This is a genomic window from Yersinia sp. IP36721 (genome assembly GCF_003634395.1).
Lineage (GTDB): Bacteria > Pseudomonadota > Gammaproteobacteria > Enterobacterales > Enterobacteriaceae > Yersinia > Yersinia entomophaga.
The window spans coordinates 21,853-40,374 of record NZ_QCZL01000025.1 but is presented as its reverse complement, the minus strand read 5'-3'; the positions used below and the strand labels follow the sequence as shown (position 1 = coordinate 40,374).

Below are 18,522 nucleotides of genomic sequence, written 5' to 3'. Positions count from 1 at the left end.
AATGCTGCAGCTCTGATAGATGGCAATTATTGTGGCCATTTCATTTCACCTTTCAGCACCTTCGCACTTAATTCCAAGCTAGATTCATCTTTAAGATTTGGATAATGTTTTTTCATCGCCGAAATCAATTCCGCTGAATCTTTTGCTTTCGGAATTTCAGCATTTAGCGTTGTCAGGTATTTTTGTGTGAAATTCACTGATTCCAATGTTTGCGGCGCATCACCCAGGAAATGACCAGGTACTACGGTAACGGGTTTTAATGCCTTAATCGCATCCAGTGTTTTTAACCAATTATCGCGAGATTCCACAGTTTGATTATCGGCGGCCCACAGGTGAATATCCCCGGAAACCGCCACGCCACCCACAACGGCTTTCAGTGCTGGAATCCATACGAAAGTACGCTCTGGCGATGGGCCATCTAAACCTTCTACGCTAATTTTTTCACCGTCAACGGTGAAGCTATTGCCTACTAACGGTTGAGGTACAATGACAGTTTTTGGTGCATTATCTTTCAGAATCCCGCTCCAATACGCAATTTTACCGTCTTTTGTTTCTTTAATTTCTTCGATAGTTTGAGGTGTTGCGATCACTTTTGCTTGAGGGAAAGCTTTGGTGATGACATCAAGGCCGAAGTAGAAATCAGGATCAGATTGGCTGATATAAATGGTGGTCAACTTTTTGCCACTATCTTTGATTTTCTTAATCAGAGCTTCTGCATCATTACGTTGGAACTGAGCATCAATCAATACAACCTCAGTTTTTCCACTGATAATTTCAGAAGAAACAGGGAAAATACTTTTCTCGCCAGGGTTATACACTTCCATTTTCAGCGGTTCCGCTGCAACGGCGGTGGAAATAGCCCCGAAAGTTGCAATGCTGGCAAATGTCATCTGTAAAAGGGTTTTAGTAAACATATTAGTCATCCTATTGGCTGTTAGCTGCTGGGTACGGGAATAATAATAAATTGCATATCACGCAATAAAAACCGGATAATGAGCAATTGTTTGTTGCTTAAATAGGACTAATTATGGATAGAGTAACGGCCGCTGAAGTATTTGTAGCCATCGTCGATCGGGGCAGTATGATTGCTGCCGCAGAAGCGCTAGAGATGTCCCGAGCGATGGTGACACGCTATCTGGCGCAGATGGAGCAATGGGCTGGTGCCAGATTATTGCATCGGACAACGCGTAAACTTAGTTTAACTCACGCGGGAGAAACCACTCTGGAGCGTTGCCGGAAAATGCTGGCTTTGGCTAATGAAATGGATCTGGTTGATGGGCGCGAAAGCGATGTATTGCGTGGATTACTCAGGATCAGTTGTTCCCAATCCTTAGCTCAAACTGCGCTGGGCATTGCTGTCGCGGCATTTTTGCAGCGTTACCCTCAGGTTGCTATTGATTTACAGATGAATAACCGCGCTATCAATTTGGTTGAGGAACGAATAGATCTGGCCATCCGCATCACCAATGAATTAGATCCTAATTTAATTGCTCGTCCGCTTTCTACCTGTTATTCCGTAGTCTGTGCTGCTCCTTCCTATCTGAAAAATAAGGGAATTCCCCAGACTCCCCAGGATTTGGCTCTGCACAATTGTCTGACCTATTCTTATTTTGGCAAAAGTTTGTGGCATTTCGATCAGGAGGGGATTAAATCTTCGGTACCGGTTAGCGGCAACCTGAGCGCTAATGAGTCGGTTGTCCTGCTCAGCGGAGCTTTGGAAGGCGTAGGAATTACTCTTCAGCCCAGTTATTCGGCTATGCCACATATTATCGCTGGTGATTTAGTCCAGCTATTGCCAGATTACCAACCTCAGGCGATGGGCATTTATGGTATTTATACTTCGCGGCGACAGATGCCTACAACGCTAAGAACTCTGCTGGACTTCTTAATTGAGTGGTTTGCGACCAGTGAACAATGGCAAGGCATGATGAAATGAATCGAGTTAGTAACCTTCTCGAACATATTTATATTCAGGTTCAGAGGAAAGCGTTATTACTATCTTCATATAGTTAACCTAGGATCTCTTTTTCAAACCTGATTGATTTCGCTTAACTCTGGTTTTTCTATTTGCATTCATGTTACTTCTGTTTCGCAGGATGAGAAAATAAATACTTGAAATTTATAAGGTTATATTGATGAGCCTACACTCGCTCCCACTTATTCTGTCATTCTTTTCGACTCAATAACCCGTCGGTTTTTTAGGCCGAGCATAAGATCTTTACATTGTTAATCCGTCCGCGTAACGGCTGAGGGATATTTTTGACTGGGAGTTTTTGTATGCCTGTTTCGCTACTGGCACTGGCGTTAAGTGCTTTTGCTATAGGTACGACCGAGTTTGTTATTATGGGGTTATTACCGGAGGTGGCCGGTGATTTACATATTTCTATACCAACAGCTGGGTGGTTAATTAGTGGTTATGCTCTGGGCGTAGCCATTGGCGCGCCTATTATGGCGGTACTAACGGCAAAATTGCCGCGTAAAAAGACGCTATTGTTGCTAATGGTTATTTTTATAATTGGCAACGTTATGTGCGCTTTAGCGTTCAGCTACGATTTTTTGATGCTGGCTCGCATTATTACTGCGTTATGTCACGGTGCTTTCTTCGGTATTGGTGCCGTCGTAGCGGCCAATTTGGTGCCGCCTAATCGCCGGGCTTCCGCGGTAGCATTAATGTTCACCGGACTAACGCTGGCTAATGTGTTGGGCGTACCGCTGGGAACAGCGTTGGGGCAGGCATTTGGCTGGCAATCGACTTTCTGGGTTGTGGCCGCGATTGGGCTGTTATCACTGTTCGCCCTATATGCCAAACTCCCTGATTCTAAAGATGAAATACCTACGGATTTATGCAAAGAAATCGCTGCGTTGCGCGGGGCGGGAATTTGGCTTTCACTGATGATGACAGTGTTATTCGCCGCCTCTATGTTTGCTCTGTTCACTTATATCGCACCGTTATTGACTGAGGTAACCAAGGTTTCCGCCTCTGGCGTCAGTTGGACGCTATTACTGATGGGATTAGGTTTAACTCTTGGGAATATCGTTGGTGGTCGTTTAGCAGACTGGCGCTTGTCAGTGAGTTTGACCATGACCTTTTTGCTGATTGCCGTATTCTCTGCCTTATTTAGCTGGAGCAGTTATTCATTGCTAGCAGCAGAACTGACTTTGTTCTTATGGTCTGCGGCGGCATTTTCTGCCGTGCCAGCGTTACAAATCAACGTTGTCGCTTATGGGAAAAAAGCACCTAATCTGGTTTCTACTCTGAATATTGCTGCTTTTAACGTGGGTAACGCATTAGGTGCCTGGGTCGGCGGTGTGGTTATTGCACAAGGCTTAGGATTAAATGCAGTGCCTTTAGCTGCTGCATTGCTTGCACTGCTTGGGCTGTTCTTGTGCCTTTATACTTTCCGGCGTTCGCGACTCGCTGGTGTTAACCAAGTTAGCGGGTAATGACGTTGGTCAGACGTGTCTTAAAGCGTGTTACCTGCTGTTTTAGATGAGCAATAAAAGTGTCGACTAATTCGGAAGAGGGGCGGTGCAATGGCCGAACTAGACTAACCGTGAAAGGAACCTCGACGCTAAAGGGGCGCACGCAAACGCCTTGCCCATGATGGCTTGCCGCATAATCGAGTGCGGTAAGCGGATTCACGATAGACACGCCGACGCCTTCTCGTACCATTGAACAAACTGATGCTGCGCTGTGGGTTTCCATCACTAAACGGCGACTAATTCCTTCTTCATTAAACAAATTATCCAGCAATTGTCGGTAGCTATCGGTTACCGACAGGCTGATAAAATTCTCACCGTTGAAATCCTGCGGTGTTAACACCTTTTTGCTTTGCAATGGATGGTCCGCAGGCAAAACGCAAACCTCATTGAGCGTCATTAATGTATATCGTTGGGTTCCCGCAGGCGTTTGTGTATTTTCGGTCAGACCTAAATCATGATGTTGAGCCGATAACCATTCTTCCAACAACGGCGATTCCTGCGGTATTACATTCAAGCTCACTTCCGGGTAACGATCGATAAAAGGCTTACACACCGCCGGTAGTAGTGATTGTGAAAAAACGGGTAAACAGGCAATTGAGAGCTGCGCCTGTTGGAACTGGCGAATACTGTCCGCGGCTTGCACAATGCGGTCTAAACCGTAATAAGAGCGCTGTACCTCTTCGAAAAGTCTTAATCCTTGCGCCGTTGGGTAGAGCCGACCGCGTACACGATCAAAAAGCTTAAGTTGAATTAACTGTTCAAAACGAGCCAGTTCGCGGCTTACCGTTGGCTGTGAGGTTTGTAAGAGAGCTGCGGCCTCCGTCAAATTGCCAGTTGTCATAACACCATGAAAAATCTCTATTTGTCGTAATGAAATAGCGGGCATTATTCGCTCCTGTGCACCGGCGATTTGATCTGTTTCAACGCATTCATGCTATATCATAAATGAATAGACTGTGCGTAAATAGATATTTTGAATGCCAAAGTGAATGACTAATAATGAGTTAGCCAATAAATTAATCAGAATAGATTTACCCAAAAGGAAACCCTATGCCGCTCTCTCTGACTGATACTTCCTCCGCCCTGAATGCCGAAAACCTGCTGGCATTACCTGCGCGCTTCGGATGCCCGGTTTGGGCTTATGACGGAGATATTATTGCACAACGTATCAATCAGTTGCGTAATTTTGATGTGATACGCTTTGCGCAGAAAGCGTGTTCGAATATTCATATTCTACGTTTAATGCGTGAGCAGGGTGTTAAGGTCGACTCCGTTTCATTAGGGGAAATTGAAAGAGCTTTGTTAGCCGGTTTTCAGCCGGGCCAAGAGCCTGCAGAGATTGTATTTACCGCTGATTTATTGGATCAGACGACTCTGCTGCGTGTTGTCGAGTTAGATATACCGGTTAACGCTGGATCAATTGATATGCTAACTCAGCTTGGTGAGCATGCACCGGGGCATCCCGTATGGCTCCGGGTAAACCCCGGATTTGGCCACGGGCACAGTCAGAAAACTAATACCGGTGGAGAGAACAGCAAACACGGTATCTGGCATCAAGATCTGCCTGCGGCGATAGCCGAAATCCAAAAATACTCGTTAAAGCTGGTTGGCATTCATATGCATATTGGTTCTGGTGTTGATTATCAACATTTGGAACAAGTCTGTGCTGCTATGGTACGTCAGGTAATCGAATTGGATCAGGATATCAGCGCGATATCTGCCGGCGGGGGCTTATCCATTCCCTACCAATATGGGGAGGATATTATCGATACCGAACATTATTACGGCCTATGGAATAAAGCCAGACAGCAAATCGCTGAACATTTAGGCCACCCAATTAGCCTTGAGATTGAGCCTGGCCGTTTTCTTGTTGCTGAATCAGGCGTTCTGGTTGCACAGGTTAGGGCGGTAAAAAATATGGGTAGCCGTCATTATGTATTAGTCGATGCTGGTTTTAACGATCTGATGCGACCCGCCATGTACGGTAGCTATCACCATATTTCGTTATTACCTGCCGATGGCAGAGATATTACCAATGAGCCTTTGATTGATTCGGTGATTGCCGGACCATTGTGTGAATCTGGTGACGTATTTACTCAGCAAGCTGGCGGTGGGCTGGAAACCAGAGCTTTGGCCCGGGCTGTAATAGGTGATTATTTGGTGTTCCATGATACCGGGGCATATGGTGCGTCGATGTCTTCCAATTACAACAGTCGCCCATTGCTGCCAGAAGTTTTGTTTGAAAATGGGAAACCGAGATTGATTCGCCGCCGCCAAACTATCGAAGAACTGGTTGCCTTGGAAATGCTTTAAAGATTGGCGAAGACTGATGCTTAGGCTGCCGTTGGCGGTCTGAGCCTTGCGTTGCAAACCCCCACTCCCTTTCCCTGCATGATTCTGCCCTGATATTTTTGAATACCCGCGCTGTTGATGATAGAGCCTTAAATTGCTCAGGTATTCTCCGTCACGAATGTGAGTTAGCCGCTTTGTATTTCTCAATCCAATGATTTTAAACATTAATACCTCCATTCTCGTCCTGTGAAATATGAGGTTGGCCAAGTTTTAAAGCAGAATGAAGCATTTTTTATCCCAAGGGAAATGTCAGGATAAAGAATGCGAAACGCCTCGCATCTTGGCGAATAAGGTATGGCGAGCGGTTTTGTCTAACAGTAACTTAGGGTTTATAGGGGCCGGGAGAGACAGATTCGCGAATTTTTAACTCGCCGATGAAAGGTGATAAGGGATTAACGCTTTTGCCATCGATTAATTTTAAAGCTTGAGTTATCGCAGCCTCGATCATCGCGTCAATAGGCAGGTATACGGTGGACAGCGCCGGCTGCAGATAGGCTGCGCTGGGTTCATCGTCAAAACCGAATAGCGATACATCTTGGGGCATTTTCTTTCCAGCTTGATTAAGTGCTTTCATAGCACCTATTGCCATATCGTCATTGCTGGCAAAAAGAGCGGTGAAATGCCGATTATGATGCAGTAATTCATGACAGGCGGAATAGCCGCTGGCCACGTTGCTGTCGCCCTGAACAACCAGCGAATCATTACAAGGAATATCATGAACGGCCAGTGCCTGACGATAACCAGACAGACGGGATAGCGCAGTCGGCGTATTAATAGGGCCAGTGATACAGGCAATATCTCTGTGACCCTGCTGGATCAGATAACTAACGGCGTTAAAAGCGGCCTGTTGCTGCTCAAAGAATACACACCTCTCACGCGCTTGAGGTAAATCGCGATTAACCACCATAAGCGGAGTGGGTAGGCTGGTAAGTAACGCCATCAGGTCAGCCTCAGCCATAAAACGCGTATAGAGAATGATGGCGTCACAGCGCCTGTCTGCCAACAGCCGGACGGCTTGACGCTCTCCTTCTGGTGTATCGTGGCCATCAGTTACGATCAGGTGTTTGCCGCTGGCTTCGGTGAGCGTGGCTGCTTGATGTAGCAGGCGACCAAAGTAAGGGCCGTTAAAATTGGAAACCACCAGGCCAATGCTGTTTGAGCTTCTATTCGCTAAAGATTGGGCTAAAAAGTTAGGGCGATAGCCAAGTTCGTCCATTGCTTTGAAAACCGCAGCCCGGGTGCTTTCTTTCACTTGCCCAGTGCCGTTTAATACGCGAGAAACCGTCGCTTTTGAAACGCCAGCACGTATAGAGACATCTAGCATAGTAATCATTAAGCACTAACCTCTTAGCCAGTCTGATATCCAGGGCGCGCAGTTTAACATAATAGGGATAAGTGCAGGTTACTCCGTATGTTCTGTACGATTTGGCGGATTGGTCACCGAGTGCCGACGAACCAGCGTTGGGCTGAACATGTTGGTGATTTCAGGGAGTGGGGTCTGGTTAGCCAGAGCCAAAGCCAGCTCTGCTGCCTGAGTTGCCATCGCAACTACCGGGTAGCGAATAGTGGTAAGGCGAGGGCGTAAATAACGAGAGATCAGAACATCATCAAAACCAATAAGAGAGATTTCCTGTGGTACATCAATGCTGTTATCGCTAAGTACTGATAAAGCACCAGCGGCCATTGAATCGTTGTAGCAGGTTATTGCAGTGATTTGCTTGCCGCGACCTAATAACTCGGTCATTGCCTGCTCGCCGCCCAGTTCATCTGGTGTGCCATAAGCGATCAGTTTTTCATCCACGGGAATATCATGCTCGTTTAGCGCATCCAGATAGCCCTGAAGACGGTCAATAGCGTCTGAAATCTGGTGGTTTGAACAGATAATTCCAATGCGTTTATGACCTTGCTGAATAAGGTGACGGGTTGCCAGCCAGGCACCGTAACGATCGTCAAGAGCGACACAGCGTGTTTCATATCCTGCCAGTGTCCGATTGATTAAAACCATTCCGGGAATTTGTTTCATCAATGAAACAAGCTCTTCATCGGGCAGCTTTTTCGCATGTACTACTAATGCGGCACAGCGATGGCGAATCAACTGCTCAATGGCTTGCCGTTCTTTATCGGCATTATGGTAACCGTTACCAATTAGCAGGAAATTCCCTGTGGCATAGGCAATTTGCTCAACAGCCTTGACCATTGCACCAAAAAAGGGGTCCGAAACATCGGAAACGATGAGGCCAACGGTTTCTGTTGATTGTTGTGCAAGAGCTCTGGCATTGGCATTTGGGTGATACTGTAGCTGTTCCATTGCGCTTAAAACCGCCGCGCGGGAACTTTCACTGGCTTTGGGGGATTGGTTGATTACGCGTGAAACTGTAGCAACAGACACGCCTGCCAGTTTGGCAACATCCTTAATAGTGGCCATTTCTTTTCCATAAACTTTTAGGGTAATCGCTTACATCCTTCAGTTTTGCGGAAAAAAATGCTTCTCGCAAGGGGGAGAGATCGCAACTTGGCCAGATAAAACCAAATAAAACGGAAAAGAGAGCATTTTCTATTGCGACTTAAGGTGAGTACCGGAAGGTTAGGCAAAATAGAACTTGTTTAGCTTAATTAGTTCGTTGAACTAGCTAGCTGGCGAAGGTATTTTCATCTGCAGGTTTATCTATTTTACTGATCTATATGAGAGCGCCATGACCATTACTCGTTACCCGCAGCTTGCTCATTGGGGCGCTTATACCGCCGTGGTTGAAGACGGAAAACTCATTCGTTGTGAACCTTTTGTAGAAGATCCCGATCCTTCGCCGCTATTAAACTCTATCGTACCTATGGTTTATTCCGATAAACGCATCCGAAAACCGGCGGTACGCCGTTCATGGTTGCAGAAACGAGAGGGAAGCGATCGTACCTTACGCGGGCGGGAAGATTTCGTTGAGGTAGATTGGGATGTTGCGCTGGATCTGGTTGCGGAAGAAAACCGCCGAGTCAGAGAGCAATATGGCCCGTCTGGCCTATTTACCGGTTCTTATGGCTGGTCTTCCGCAGGGCGAGTACACCACGCTCGTTCGCTAGTTCGGCGTTTTTACTTTAGCGGCGGTGGCGGCGTTGACCAAATGGGTAATTACAGTTGGGGTGCGGCTCAGTTTTTCCTGCCCTACGTCATTGGAACGTTTAGCCCACTGACTGGACGAGTGACTTCCTGGCCAAGTGTGGTGGAACACTGCGAGATTTTTATCGCTTTTGGCGGTTTAGCGTTAAAAAATGCGCAGGTATCATCCGGTGGTGCTGCGGAGCACTCTCTCAAGCCCTGGCTGGAAAAACTGGTGAGAAAAGGCACTCCGGTCGTGAATATCAGCCCTATGCGTGATGATTGCCCGGAATTCGTAAATGCGGAATGGATACCCATTCGTCCGAATACTGATGTCGCGCTGATGCTGGGGCTGGCCTATGAAATTCAGCGCCGTGGTGCTGAAGACAAGGCTTTCCTTCTTAGTCACTGCGTTGGCTACCAGCAGTTGGCGGAGTATATTCGCGGCACTCATGACGGTGTAGCCAAAACTCCGGAGTGGGCCAGCCAGATTACTGGTATTCCTGCCGATCGCATTGCAAAACTTGCACTGCAATTGATTGGTGTACGTAGTTTTATCACTTGTTCTTATTCCATCCAGCGCGCTCATCGAGGTGAGCAACCTTACTGGATGATGATTGCGCTATCGGCGATGTTGGGGCAAATCGGCTTACCCGGCGGCGGATTTTCTTTCGGGCACGGCTCAATGAATGGCGTTGGGAACCCGCGTATAGATACACCGGCACCGACTATGTCGGTGGGTAAAAATCCGTCCGGGCTGGCAATTCCGGTTGCCAGAATTTGCGATATGCTGCTTCAACCGGGGCAGAGTTACTCATTTCAAGGGGAAACCCATACCTACCCCGATATACACTTAGTGCACTGGGCGGGAGGAAACCCTTTCCATCATCATCAGCAACTGAATCGGCTAGTGAAAGGGTGGCAAAAGCCAGATACCGTTATTGTGCAGGATATCTGGTGGACGCCAGCGGCTAAAATGGCGGATATCGTGCTACCCATCACCAGCTCTCTGGAACGCAATGATATTGGTGGTTCCTCGCGCGATCGTTATGTTTTAGCCATGCATCAGGCGATAGCTCCGCAGCATCAGGCGCGAAACGATTTTGATGTTTTTGCTGATTTAGCCGAACGTTTAGGTTATCGGGAAGCTTTCACTGAAAATCGGGATGAAATGGCGTGGATCGCGCATATCTATCAACAGTGCGGTGTAGCGCAGCGTGCCGAAGGCGTGGAATGGCCGGACTTTGAGGATTTCTGGCGGCAGGGCTATGTTGGCTTGCCTGCCCCGCAGAAAGAGTTCGTTTTCTTCGATGAGTTCCGTTCGAATCCTCAGGCGCATCCCTTACAGACACCCAGCGGTAAAATAGAATTGTTCAGTGAGAAAATTGCGGGCTATCAATACGAAGATTTTGCTCCTCACGCTGAATGGAAACCGCCGGTAGAGTGGTTGGGCAGTGTCGATGCTGAAAAATGGCCATTGCATTTGATCTCAATCCAGCCAGCGGATCGGCTACACAGCCAGCTTGATCCCGCGCCGCTGGCGCAATCAAACAAAACTGCCGGACACGAAACTTTATTTATGCATCCAGATGATGCCGCTACACGAACTATTACCGAAGGTATGGAAGTGCTGGTTAGCAACGCTCGCGGCAGTTGTCTGGCCGGTGTGAGCATTACGGACGGTGTGACGAGAGGCGTCGTTTTGATGGCGACTGGAGCCTGGTTTGATCCCGGTTTTGGCCAACAGCGGCATCAGATAGAGCAGTCTGGAAACCCGAATGTATTAACTTTGGATATAGGAACGTCACCACTAACGCAGGGCCCAAATGCAATGAGCTGTTTGGTGGAGGTCAGAGCGTTATAATAATGGCGCAATTGGCAGGGATACAGTTGATGAGAAGCCGGTAACTTCAGCCTTAAATATGGCCGTAGTTACATGAATTAACAGCATATATCTTGTTTCTGACAAAGTTCATTGCTGGTTACACTTTGCGCGTAAATATTGCGATTATTTGCTGGCTGAGCTTTGGGTTAAGTCGGTACAGTTGATATCCCAGAGGTATTAATTGGTGAGTAATCAACATACGCTGTGTGTTAGAGCCAGTTTTTTATTTACACCGACCTACGTAGATACGTAGGTTTTTTTTTATTCTTTTTTCCATGCAGATTCTCTTACGTTGGTTAGCGGAATAAATGCTGTGATTATAGTATTCTGCATTTATCTGACTCATCGACTGATAGAGAAATGGATATGATTCTCCGCTTACTGCGCGCCCTTTTTCGTCGACTGTTTCGCGTCACCATTGAAGGTATCGGCGATCAGTTCTCCCATCAAAAAATTCTGATTACTCCCAATCATGTTTCATTTCTCGATGGAATATTATTGGCGTTGTTCTTACCGATAAAACCTGTGTTTGCCGTGTATTCCAGCGTGACGGAAAGTTGGTATATGCGTTGGCTAAAGTCTTACGTAGATTTCGTACCACTAGATCCAGAAAAACCTATGTCGATCAAGCAGTTAGTAAGAATGGTCGAGCAGGGAAAACCCGTCGTCATTTTCCCAGAAGGCCGGATTACCGTGACCGGTTCATTGATGAAGATTTATGATGGTGCGGCCTTTATTGCGGCGAAATCAGGTGCGACAGTTATTCCCGTGCGTTTAGAGGGGCCTGAGTTGAGTCACTTTGGCCGCCTGGGGGGGATATTAAAGCTTCAATGGTTCCCCAAAATCAGTATTTACGTCCTGCCAGCAACCCAATTACCGATGCCTGAGGCACCCAGAGCCAAAGAACGCCGAATACTGGCAGGAGAAAAGCTTCATGAGATTATGATGGCGGCACGTATGGCTATAATCCCACGTGAAACGCTGTTCGAAGCTTTGCTGTCTGCCAGAGATCGTTATGGTCGCCATAAGCCGTGTATCGAAGATATCGCTTTTAAAGAAGATAGTTATCAGACGTTATTAAAGAAATCCTTGGGAGTGAGCCGGATATTACAACGTTTTACCGAATCGGGTGAGCGAGTCGGTATGCTTTTGCCTAACGCAACTATTACCGCCGCGGCTATTTTCGGTGCTTCACTGAGTGGGCGTATTCCGGCGTTACTTAATTACACTTCCGGCGCTAAAGGGCTGAAAAGTGCCATGACTGCGGCCAGCCTGAAAACCATTGTGACGTCGCGCCAGTTCCTTGAGAAAGGGAAGCTAACTCATTTACCTGAACAGGTGAGCGAGGCCCATTGGGTCTATCTGGAGGATTTAAAGGATACGGTTAGTCTGACGGATAAACTCTGGATTCTATTCCATCTCTTTCTCCCTCGTCGCGCTATGGTGGCTCAGAAAGCGGAAGATGCAGCGCTGATTCTGTTCACTTCAGGTTCGGAAGGCCATCCCAAAGGTGTTGTGCATTCTCACGGAAGTTTACTTGCCAACGTCGAGCAAATTCGCACTATTGCTGATTTTACGCCTCGAGATCGCTTTATGTCGTCATTGCCGTTGTTCCACGCTTTTGGTCTAACGGTTGGATTATTCACGCCATTAATGACTGGTAGTCGGGTATTTCTCTATCCTAGCCCGCTGCATTATCGGGTCGTGCCAGAACTGGTCTATGATCGAAACTGTACCGTGTTGTTTGGTACTTCGACTTTTCTTGGTAATTACGCTCGTTTTGCTCATCCTTATGATTTCGCCCGCTTGCGCTATGTGGTTGCTGGCGCAGAGAAATTGGCGGAAGGAACCAAACAGATTTGGCAGGATAAATTCGGTATTCGCATCCTTGAAGGCTACGGCGTAACGGAATGCGCGCCGGTGGTGGCGATTAATGTGCCAATGGCGGCTAAAGTCGGTACGGTTGGGCGAATTTTGCCGACGATGGAAGCTCGATTGATCAAAGTTCCTGGAATTGAACAGGGTGGCCGCTTGCAATTGCGCGGCCCAAATATTATGAAAGGTTATCTGCGCGTTGAAAAACCTGATGTGCTGGAGCCACCGGTAGCGGAAAATGCTGATGGAGAGCTACAGAACGGTTGGTATGACACCGGTGATATCGTCTCAATAGATGAAAAAGGATTTTGCACTATTCGTGGCCGAATGAAACGTTTTGCTAAGCTAGCAGGGGAAATGGTGTCTCTGGAAAGCGTTGAACAGCTGGCACTGCGGGTTTCTCCTGATTATCAACACGCGGCTGCGGCAAAATCCGATAGTGGGAAAGGAGAGGCATTGGTGTTGTTCACAACGGATAGCAATATGACGCGTCAACGTTTATCCGCCGCGGCGCGGGAAAGTGGCGTTCCAGAGTTAGCCGTTCCGCGCGATATTCGCCCGTTGAAAGCTTTGCCGTTACTAGGCAGCGGTAAACCCGATTTTGTCACTCTGGCTAAAATGGCGGAGCACCCGGAGATGGAAGCATGACCCAGCACGGGGCAACAGATGATAAGCCATTATTATCTCGCGGAATGATGGCCGTTTTGGCGGCGCAGTTTTTTTCGGCCTTTGGTGATAACGCGCTGTTATTCGTTACGTTGGCAGTGATTAAGCAGCAGCTTTATCCCGATTGGAGCCAGCCGATTTTACAAATGGCCTTTGTCGCGACTTATATCATTTTGGCACCCTTTGTCGGTCAGTTCGCCGATAGTTTTGCCAAAGGACGAGTCATGATGACCGCTAATGCTCTGAAATTAGCGGGGGCGTTAGCCATCTGTTTTAGCTTGAATCCGTTCTTCGGTTATAGCTTGGTTGGGATTGGTGCTGCGGCTTATTCACCAGCTAAATACGGTATCCTGGGAGAAATTACTTCCGGCGATCAATTGGTGAAAGCCAACGGTTTAATGGAGGCTTCAACCATTGCCGCAATTTTGATTGGCTCTGTGGCTGGAGGAATGTTAGCGGACTGGAATCTGAGTATCGCTTTAGGCGTGTGTGCGCTGGTTTACGCCGCTGCGGTGGTCGCTAACCTGTTTATTCCTCGTCTTTCCGCCGCCCGTCGTGGACAATCTTGGCGTCCGACAGTGATGAGTCGTCGCTTTTTTGCCGCTTGTAAGACGCTGTGGCGAGATGGGGAAACGCGTTTCTCGCTGGTCGGAACCAGCCTTTTTTGGGGGGCGGGAGTCACTTTGCGTTTTCTACTGGTACTTTGGGTTCCGGTGGCATTGGGGATCATTGATAACGCGACGCCGACGATCCTTAACGCAACGGTAGCGGTGGGGATTGTGATCGGCGCAGCGGCGGCAGCGCGCTTTGTTACACTGAAAACGGTCAGACGCTGTATGCCTGCCGGGGTTTTGATCGGCGTTGCGGTAGCGGCATTCTCTTTGCAACAGAGTATGCCGATGGCTTATTTATTACTGGTGACGATCGGGATTCTCGGCGGCTTCTTTGTGGTTCCTCTTAATGCATTGCTGCAAGAGCGTGGAAAACACAGCGTGGGCGCAGGCAATGCCATTGCGGTACAGAATTTAGGTGAAAATACCGCGATGTTATTGATGCTGGCGCTGTATTCTCTGGTAATCAAACTGGGTGCACCGGTGGTGGCCGTAGGCATTGGGTTCGGTGTCATCTTCGCTTTGGCTATAGCGTCACTGTGGGTATGGCAGTGGTGGCAGAAACGACGCTGATATAATTATATAATTTTATATAGAAAAGGCCGTCCAATGTGACGGCCTTTTTGCATTTAGCGACCACTGCTACAGTTAAGGTGCGGGGAAAGTATAACGAGTGTGAATTTCTTCCAGACCTTGCAAAACTTCTTCATCCAGAATCAGATGCAGGCTATCCAGATTGCTTTTCAACTGTGGCAACGTGGTTGCACCAAGCAGCGTGCTGGCGACAAACGGTTGTTGACGAACAAAAGCCAACGCCATTTGAGCTGGGTCCAGTCCGTGTTTTTTAGCCAGCGCCACGTATTCGGCTATGGCTAACTGTGCCTGCGGCGAAGAGTAGCGAGTAAAACGGCTAAATAGCGTATTACGTGCCTGAGGTGGTTTGGCGCCGTTCAGATACTTACCGCTAAGCGTGCCGAATGCCAGGCTGGAGTAAGCCAGTAACTCTACACCTTCGTGCTGACTGATTTCAGCCAGACCTACCTCAAAGCTGCGATTTAACAAACTGTAAGGGTTTTGGATAGAAACGATTCGCGGCAGGTCGTGCTTTTCTGCTAATTGCAGATAGCGCATCACACCCCAAGGGGTTTCATTAGACACGCCGATATAGCGGATTTTACCTGCGCGGACTTGTTCTGCCAGTGCCTCCAGCGTTTCTAGCAGTGTGACCGTGGCGGTTTCCTGCGCGTAGCGGTAATTCAGTTTGCCAAAGCAGTTGGTTTCCCGCTGTGGCCAATGTAATTGATAGAGATCGAGATAATCGGTATTGAGGCGTTTAAGGCTGGCATCCAGCGCAATGCGGATATTTTTGCGATCCAATGCCATCGCAGGGCGAATGGGTTGATCGTTTCCACGTGACGGGCCAGAAACCTTGCTTGCCAGGATCACTTTTTCGCGACAACCGCGGGCTTTAAGCCAGCTACCTATATATTGCTCGGTCAGTCCCTGAGTTTCAGGTTTGGGCGGTACTGGGTACATCTCGGCGGTATCGATTAGGTTAACACCTGCCGAGATGGCGTAATCCAGTTGAGCGTGGGCATCGGCTTCGCTGTTTTGCTCACCAAAGGTCATGGTGCCCAGACCCAGCAGGCTTACTTCTAAAGAACTGTGGGGGATACGGTGATATTGCATTGCCGACCTTCCTTAATGTCCGAAATTACCAGGCGAAAATAAAACGGCCTTATCCGACTATATCGAAGCCGTAGATACGGGGGAAGGGCATGAGATGAATGTGAGCAAAAAAGAGTGATGCGGGCGCATAAGGTTGCACCCGCAGAAATTAGGTTTAAATATTATTGGTTTTATTCTTTTTGCTGCGCAGCAGGTTCAGCGTTTCAACGCCCATAGAGAAGAACATGGCGAAGTAAATGTAGCCTTTCGGAATGTGGATTTGAACGCTTTCCAGCATCAGGGTGAACCCCACTAAAATCAGGAATGCCAGTGCCAGCATTTTGACGGAAGGATGACGGTTAACAAATTCGCCAATAGGTCTGGCGGCAAACATCATCACGCCCACGGAAATAACCACCGCCGCCATCATAATAAAGAGATGATCGGAAAGTCCCACAGCGGTAATAACAGAATCCAGGCTGAAGATAATATCCAACAGCATGATTTGTACGATGGCACCAAAGAACGTGCTGACATTGCTCTGATGATCGTTATTGCTGCCTTCTACCGTTTCGTGGATTTCTTTACTGGCTTTCCAAATCAGGAAGAGTCCACCGAGTAACAAAATCAGATCCCGCGCGGAAACCCCATGTTCCATCACCGTAAATAATGGATTAGTCAGGCGAATAACCCAGGCGATAGAGGCCAGTAATGCCAAACGCATTAGCATGGCACCGGCCAGCCCAATGCGACGAGCTTTGTTTTGTTGGGCTTTAGGTAATTTTGCTACGACTAGAGAAAGGAAAATAATATTGTCAATACCCAGAACAATTTCCAGAATCGTCAACGTGCCCAGTGCCAGCCAGGCATTTGGATCGGCAATCCATTCAAACATTGCGTTTACACACCTTAAAAAATACAAGAATGTAATTATACGCTGTTATTAATGGATCATAACCTCAGTACGGCTCAGAACAATCTCTAAAGCAGGAAATGCCGAGCCAGCAAGGGCGCGGTGAAGGTTTTCTTTAGGTAAAACCCGCGCGGCAACGTCAGAATTGGCTGGCCTTTTTCGCCGATAGCTTCGGTTAAGGCTCGGCTATTCGCCGCTTTGGGACGCAATTGCAATACTTCACCGTGGCGGGCAGTGATACTTTCCACCTTACCTAACACAATCAGATCCATTAATTCTTCCCAATCGCGGCGCAGCAGCTCTTCTTCTTCTGCGTTTGGGCTCCACAACAGTGGCGCGCCGATGTGACGTTCGGCGAGTGGAATTTGTCGTTCACCTTCAACCGGAATCCATAAAACTCGCGCCAGTTTATGACGAACATGGCTACTTTCCCAGGTTACGCCGCTATTTCCGGTTAAGGGCGCGACGCACACAAATGTCGTTTCTAACGGTTTACCTTGCGCACTGATTGGGATCGTTTTTAGCTCGATGCCAATATCTGCAAAATCCTGTTCGGGCTTACTGCCAGCGCTGGCACCTAAATAAAACTCCAATAGCATACCAACCCACCCCTTATCACGCTTTAGATTCGCAGGAATAGGCCAGTTAGCCCGGGCGGCAAGCTCTCCTAGCGTGAAGCCTGCCAGCGCCTGAGCGCGATCCACGAGCTGTTGTTCGTCTACCGGTGGTGCTGGGGGTTGTGAATAAACCGACATAGTGAAAAAACTCATCAGGATGGGTTAAAAAATGCACTGCTTTAATACACCGCAGCGAACTTTAATTATCGCTGTGAATGAAAATTAATAATAGCATGATTTAACAGTGATTTTTTAGCACTTAAACCGGGCTGTGATTTTGTTTTCATCGATTTGTACACTAGCTGCCAGCAACAATGAACAGGATCTTACACCTATTTATCCACAGATTTGTGGGATAACCTGGTTGAAACATGAATACTGGTTCAATTTACAGCCTTGACGCAGGGTTTTTTTGCGAGTTTAGCCATTTTTTGTGTAACTTAGCCGCATTATCTGTGGATAAAAACCGCATTGGTGGATCTTTAATCAGCCAAGGATCATAAACGGATACAGATCACATTTTTGCACTTTACTTATACCCTGTGCATAACTTAATTTGATGAAAAATATGAGTTAATTTGTTTTTTGTTATTCGTCTATAATTTACTTAAAATGAGTTGTACCCGTCTTACCCCTGAGTTCTGCACACATATATCCACAGAAAAAGTGAATAAAATTAGCCGAGCCTGGCCGAGGGTGTTTATAACTTTGCCAATATCTGTGAGTTATCCCAAGGTCATGGTGTTTCAATCACTGATAAGCAGTGGTTTACCGCCTGTTGGTAGTGTGAAACAATCAGAGCATCTTTGAGTATTAAGCTTATCGAGGTAGTCCGGTGATCGATGATGATGGCTACCGCCCGAACGTGGGTATTGTAATTTGTAATAGGCAGGGGCAGGTGTTGTGGGCCAGACGTTACGGTCAGCACTCTTGGCAGTTTCCTCAAGGAGGAATCAACCCTGGCGAAACGCCGGAACAGGCGATGTACCGCGAACTGTTTGAAGAAGTTGGACTGAATAAAAAGGACGTCCGAATACTGGCTTCAACCCGTAACTGGCTGCGTTATAAATTACCGAAACGTTTGGTGCGTTGGGATACAAAGCCGGTTTGCATCGGCCAAAAGCAGAGATGGTTTTTACTGCAGTTAATGTGTAACGATGCCGATATCAATATGCAGCGCAGCAGCACGCCAGAATTTGATGGTTGGCGCTGGGTAAGCTACTGGTATCCGGTTCGTCAGGTGGTGTCATTCAAACGGGATGTCTACCGCCGCGTGATGAAGGAATTTGCTGCTACAGTGATGCCGATGCAGGAGGTGACTCCGCCGCGGACACCACCCGCTTATCGCCGGAAAAGAGGTTAAG

At 47.7% G+C, this 18,522-nt stretch carries 14 protein-coding genes; 7 read left to right on the top strand and 7 right to left on the bottom strand.

The window, feature by feature from the left end; genetic code table 11:
• Window positions 1–26: 26 nt before the first annotated feature.
• A complete protein-coding gene (locus tag DBA33_RS16850) occupies window positions 27–914 on the bottom strand; it encodes an MBL fold metallo-hydrolase (RefSeq protein ID WP_064514862.1) in 888 nt (295 codons plus the stop codon).
• Window positions 915–1,027: 113 nt separating this feature from the next.
• Between DBA33_RS16850 and DBA33_RS16845 the strand changes: the two genes are divergently transcribed.
• Both DBA33_RS16845 and DBA33_RS16840 read left to right on the top strand, forming a co-directional pair.
• Entirely contained in the window at window positions 1,028–1,936 is a 909-nt protein-coding gene (locus tag DBA33_RS16845) for a LysR family transcriptional regulator (protein WP_120806852.1), read from the top strand.
• Between the two features lie 341 nt (window positions 1,937–2,277).
• Window positions 2,278–3,444 (top strand): MFS transporter, encoded by a 1,167-nt coding sequence (locus tag DBA33_RS16840; protein ID WP_064514858.1) that lies wholly within the window; start codon window positions 2,278–2,280, stop codon window positions 3,442–3,444.
• On the opposite strand, the gene DBA33_RS16835 is transcribed toward DBA33_RS16840, so the two are convergent.
• Complete coding sequence (locus DBA33_RS16835) at window positions 3,434–4,369, bottom strand: LysR family transcriptional regulator (RefSeq protein ID WP_064514856.1); 936 nt, start codon at window positions 4,367–4,369, stop codon at window positions 3,434–3,436. The two genes, DBA33_RS16840 and DBA33_RS16835, sit on opposite strands and share 11 nt — an antisense overlap.
• A 164-nt stretch (window positions 4,370–4,533) precedes the next feature.
• Here DBA33_RS16835 and lysA point away from each other — a divergent pair, with 164 nt between their 5' ends.
• Window positions 4,534–5,796, top strand: coding sequence for a diaminopimelate decarboxylase (gene lysA / locus DBA33_RS16830; RefSeq protein WP_064514854.1), 1,263 nt, complete (start codon window positions 4,534–4,536; stop codon window positions 5,794–5,796).
• Between the two features lie 361 nt (window positions 5,797–6,157).
• Here the strand turns inward: lysA and DBA33_RS16825 are convergent, their stop codons facing one another.
• Entirely contained in the window at window positions 6,158–7,168 is a 1,011-nt protein-coding gene (locus DBA33_RS16825) for a LacI family DNA-binding transcriptional regulator (RefSeq protein ID WP_064514852.1), read from the bottom strand.
• Between the two features lie 69 nt (window positions 7,169–7,237).
• A complete protein-coding gene (gene galR, locus DBA33_RS16820; protein ID WP_064514851.1) occupies window positions 7,238–8,260 on the bottom strand; it encodes an HTH-type transcriptional regulator GalR in 1,023 nt (340 codons plus the stop codon).
• Between the two features lie 268 nt (window positions 8,261–8,528).
• Between galR and DBA33_RS16815 the strand changes: the two genes are divergently transcribed.
• The 3 genes from DBA33_RS16815 (at window position 8,529) to lplT (ending at window position 14,533) form a co-directional block, all read left to right on the top strand.
• Entirely contained in the window at window positions 8,529–10,787 is a 2,259-nt protein-coding gene (locus tag DBA33_RS16815; protein WP_120806851.1) for a molybdopterin guanine dinucleotide-containing S/N-oxide reductase, read from the top strand.
• A 387-nt stretch (window positions 10,788–11,174) separates the two neighbouring features.
• Complete coding sequence (gene aas / locus DBA33_RS16810) at window positions 11,175–13,331, top strand: bifunctional acyl-ACP--phospholipid O-acyltransferase/long-chain-fatty-acid--ACP ligase (RefSeq protein WP_120806861.1); 2,157 nt, start codon at window positions 11,175–11,177, stop codon at window positions 13,329–13,331.
• A complete protein-coding gene (gene lplT, locus DBA33_RS16805; protein ID WP_120806850.1) occupies window positions 13,328–14,533 on the top strand; it encodes a lysophospholipid transporter LplT in 1,206 nt (401 codons plus the stop codon). Before aas ends, lplT begins: the two co-directional genes overlap by 4 nt.
• 75 nt (window positions 14,534–14,608) lie before the next feature.
• On the opposite strand, the gene DBA33_RS16800 is transcribed toward lplT, so the two are convergent.
• From DBA33_RS16800 to mutH, 3 genes are all read right to left on the bottom strand, one after another.
• On the bottom strand, window positions 14,609–15,649 hold the full coding sequence (locus DBA33_RS16800; protein ID WP_064514845.1) for an NADP(H)-dependent aldo-keto reductase: 1,041 nt from the start codon (window positions 15,647–15,649) through the stop codon (window positions 14,609–14,611).
• A 154-nt stretch (window positions 15,650–15,803) separates the two neighbouring features.
• Window positions 15,804–16,523, bottom strand: a complete 720-nt coding sequence (locus DBA33_RS16795) for a TerC family protein (RefSeq protein ID WP_064514843.1) — start codon at window positions 16,521–16,523, stop codon at window positions 15,804–15,806.
• 86 nt (window positions 16,524–16,609) lie between these two features.
• A complete protein-coding gene (gene mutH, locus DBA33_RS16790) occupies window positions 16,610–17,296 on the bottom strand; it encodes a DNA mismatch repair endonuclease MutH (RefSeq protein ID WP_064514841.1) in 687 nt (228 codons plus the stop codon).
• A gap of 697 nt (window positions 17,297–17,993) precedes the next feature.
• Between mutH and rppH the strand changes: the two genes are divergently transcribed.
• The gene (gene rppH, locus DBA33_RS16780; protein ID WP_049599834.1) at window positions 17,994–18,521 is read left to right on the top strand and encodes an RNA pyrophosphohydrolase; all 528 of its coding nucleotides are present in this window, start codon (window positions 17,994–17,996) and stop codon (window positions 18,519–18,521) included.
• Window position 18,522 lies beyond the last annotated feature (1 nt).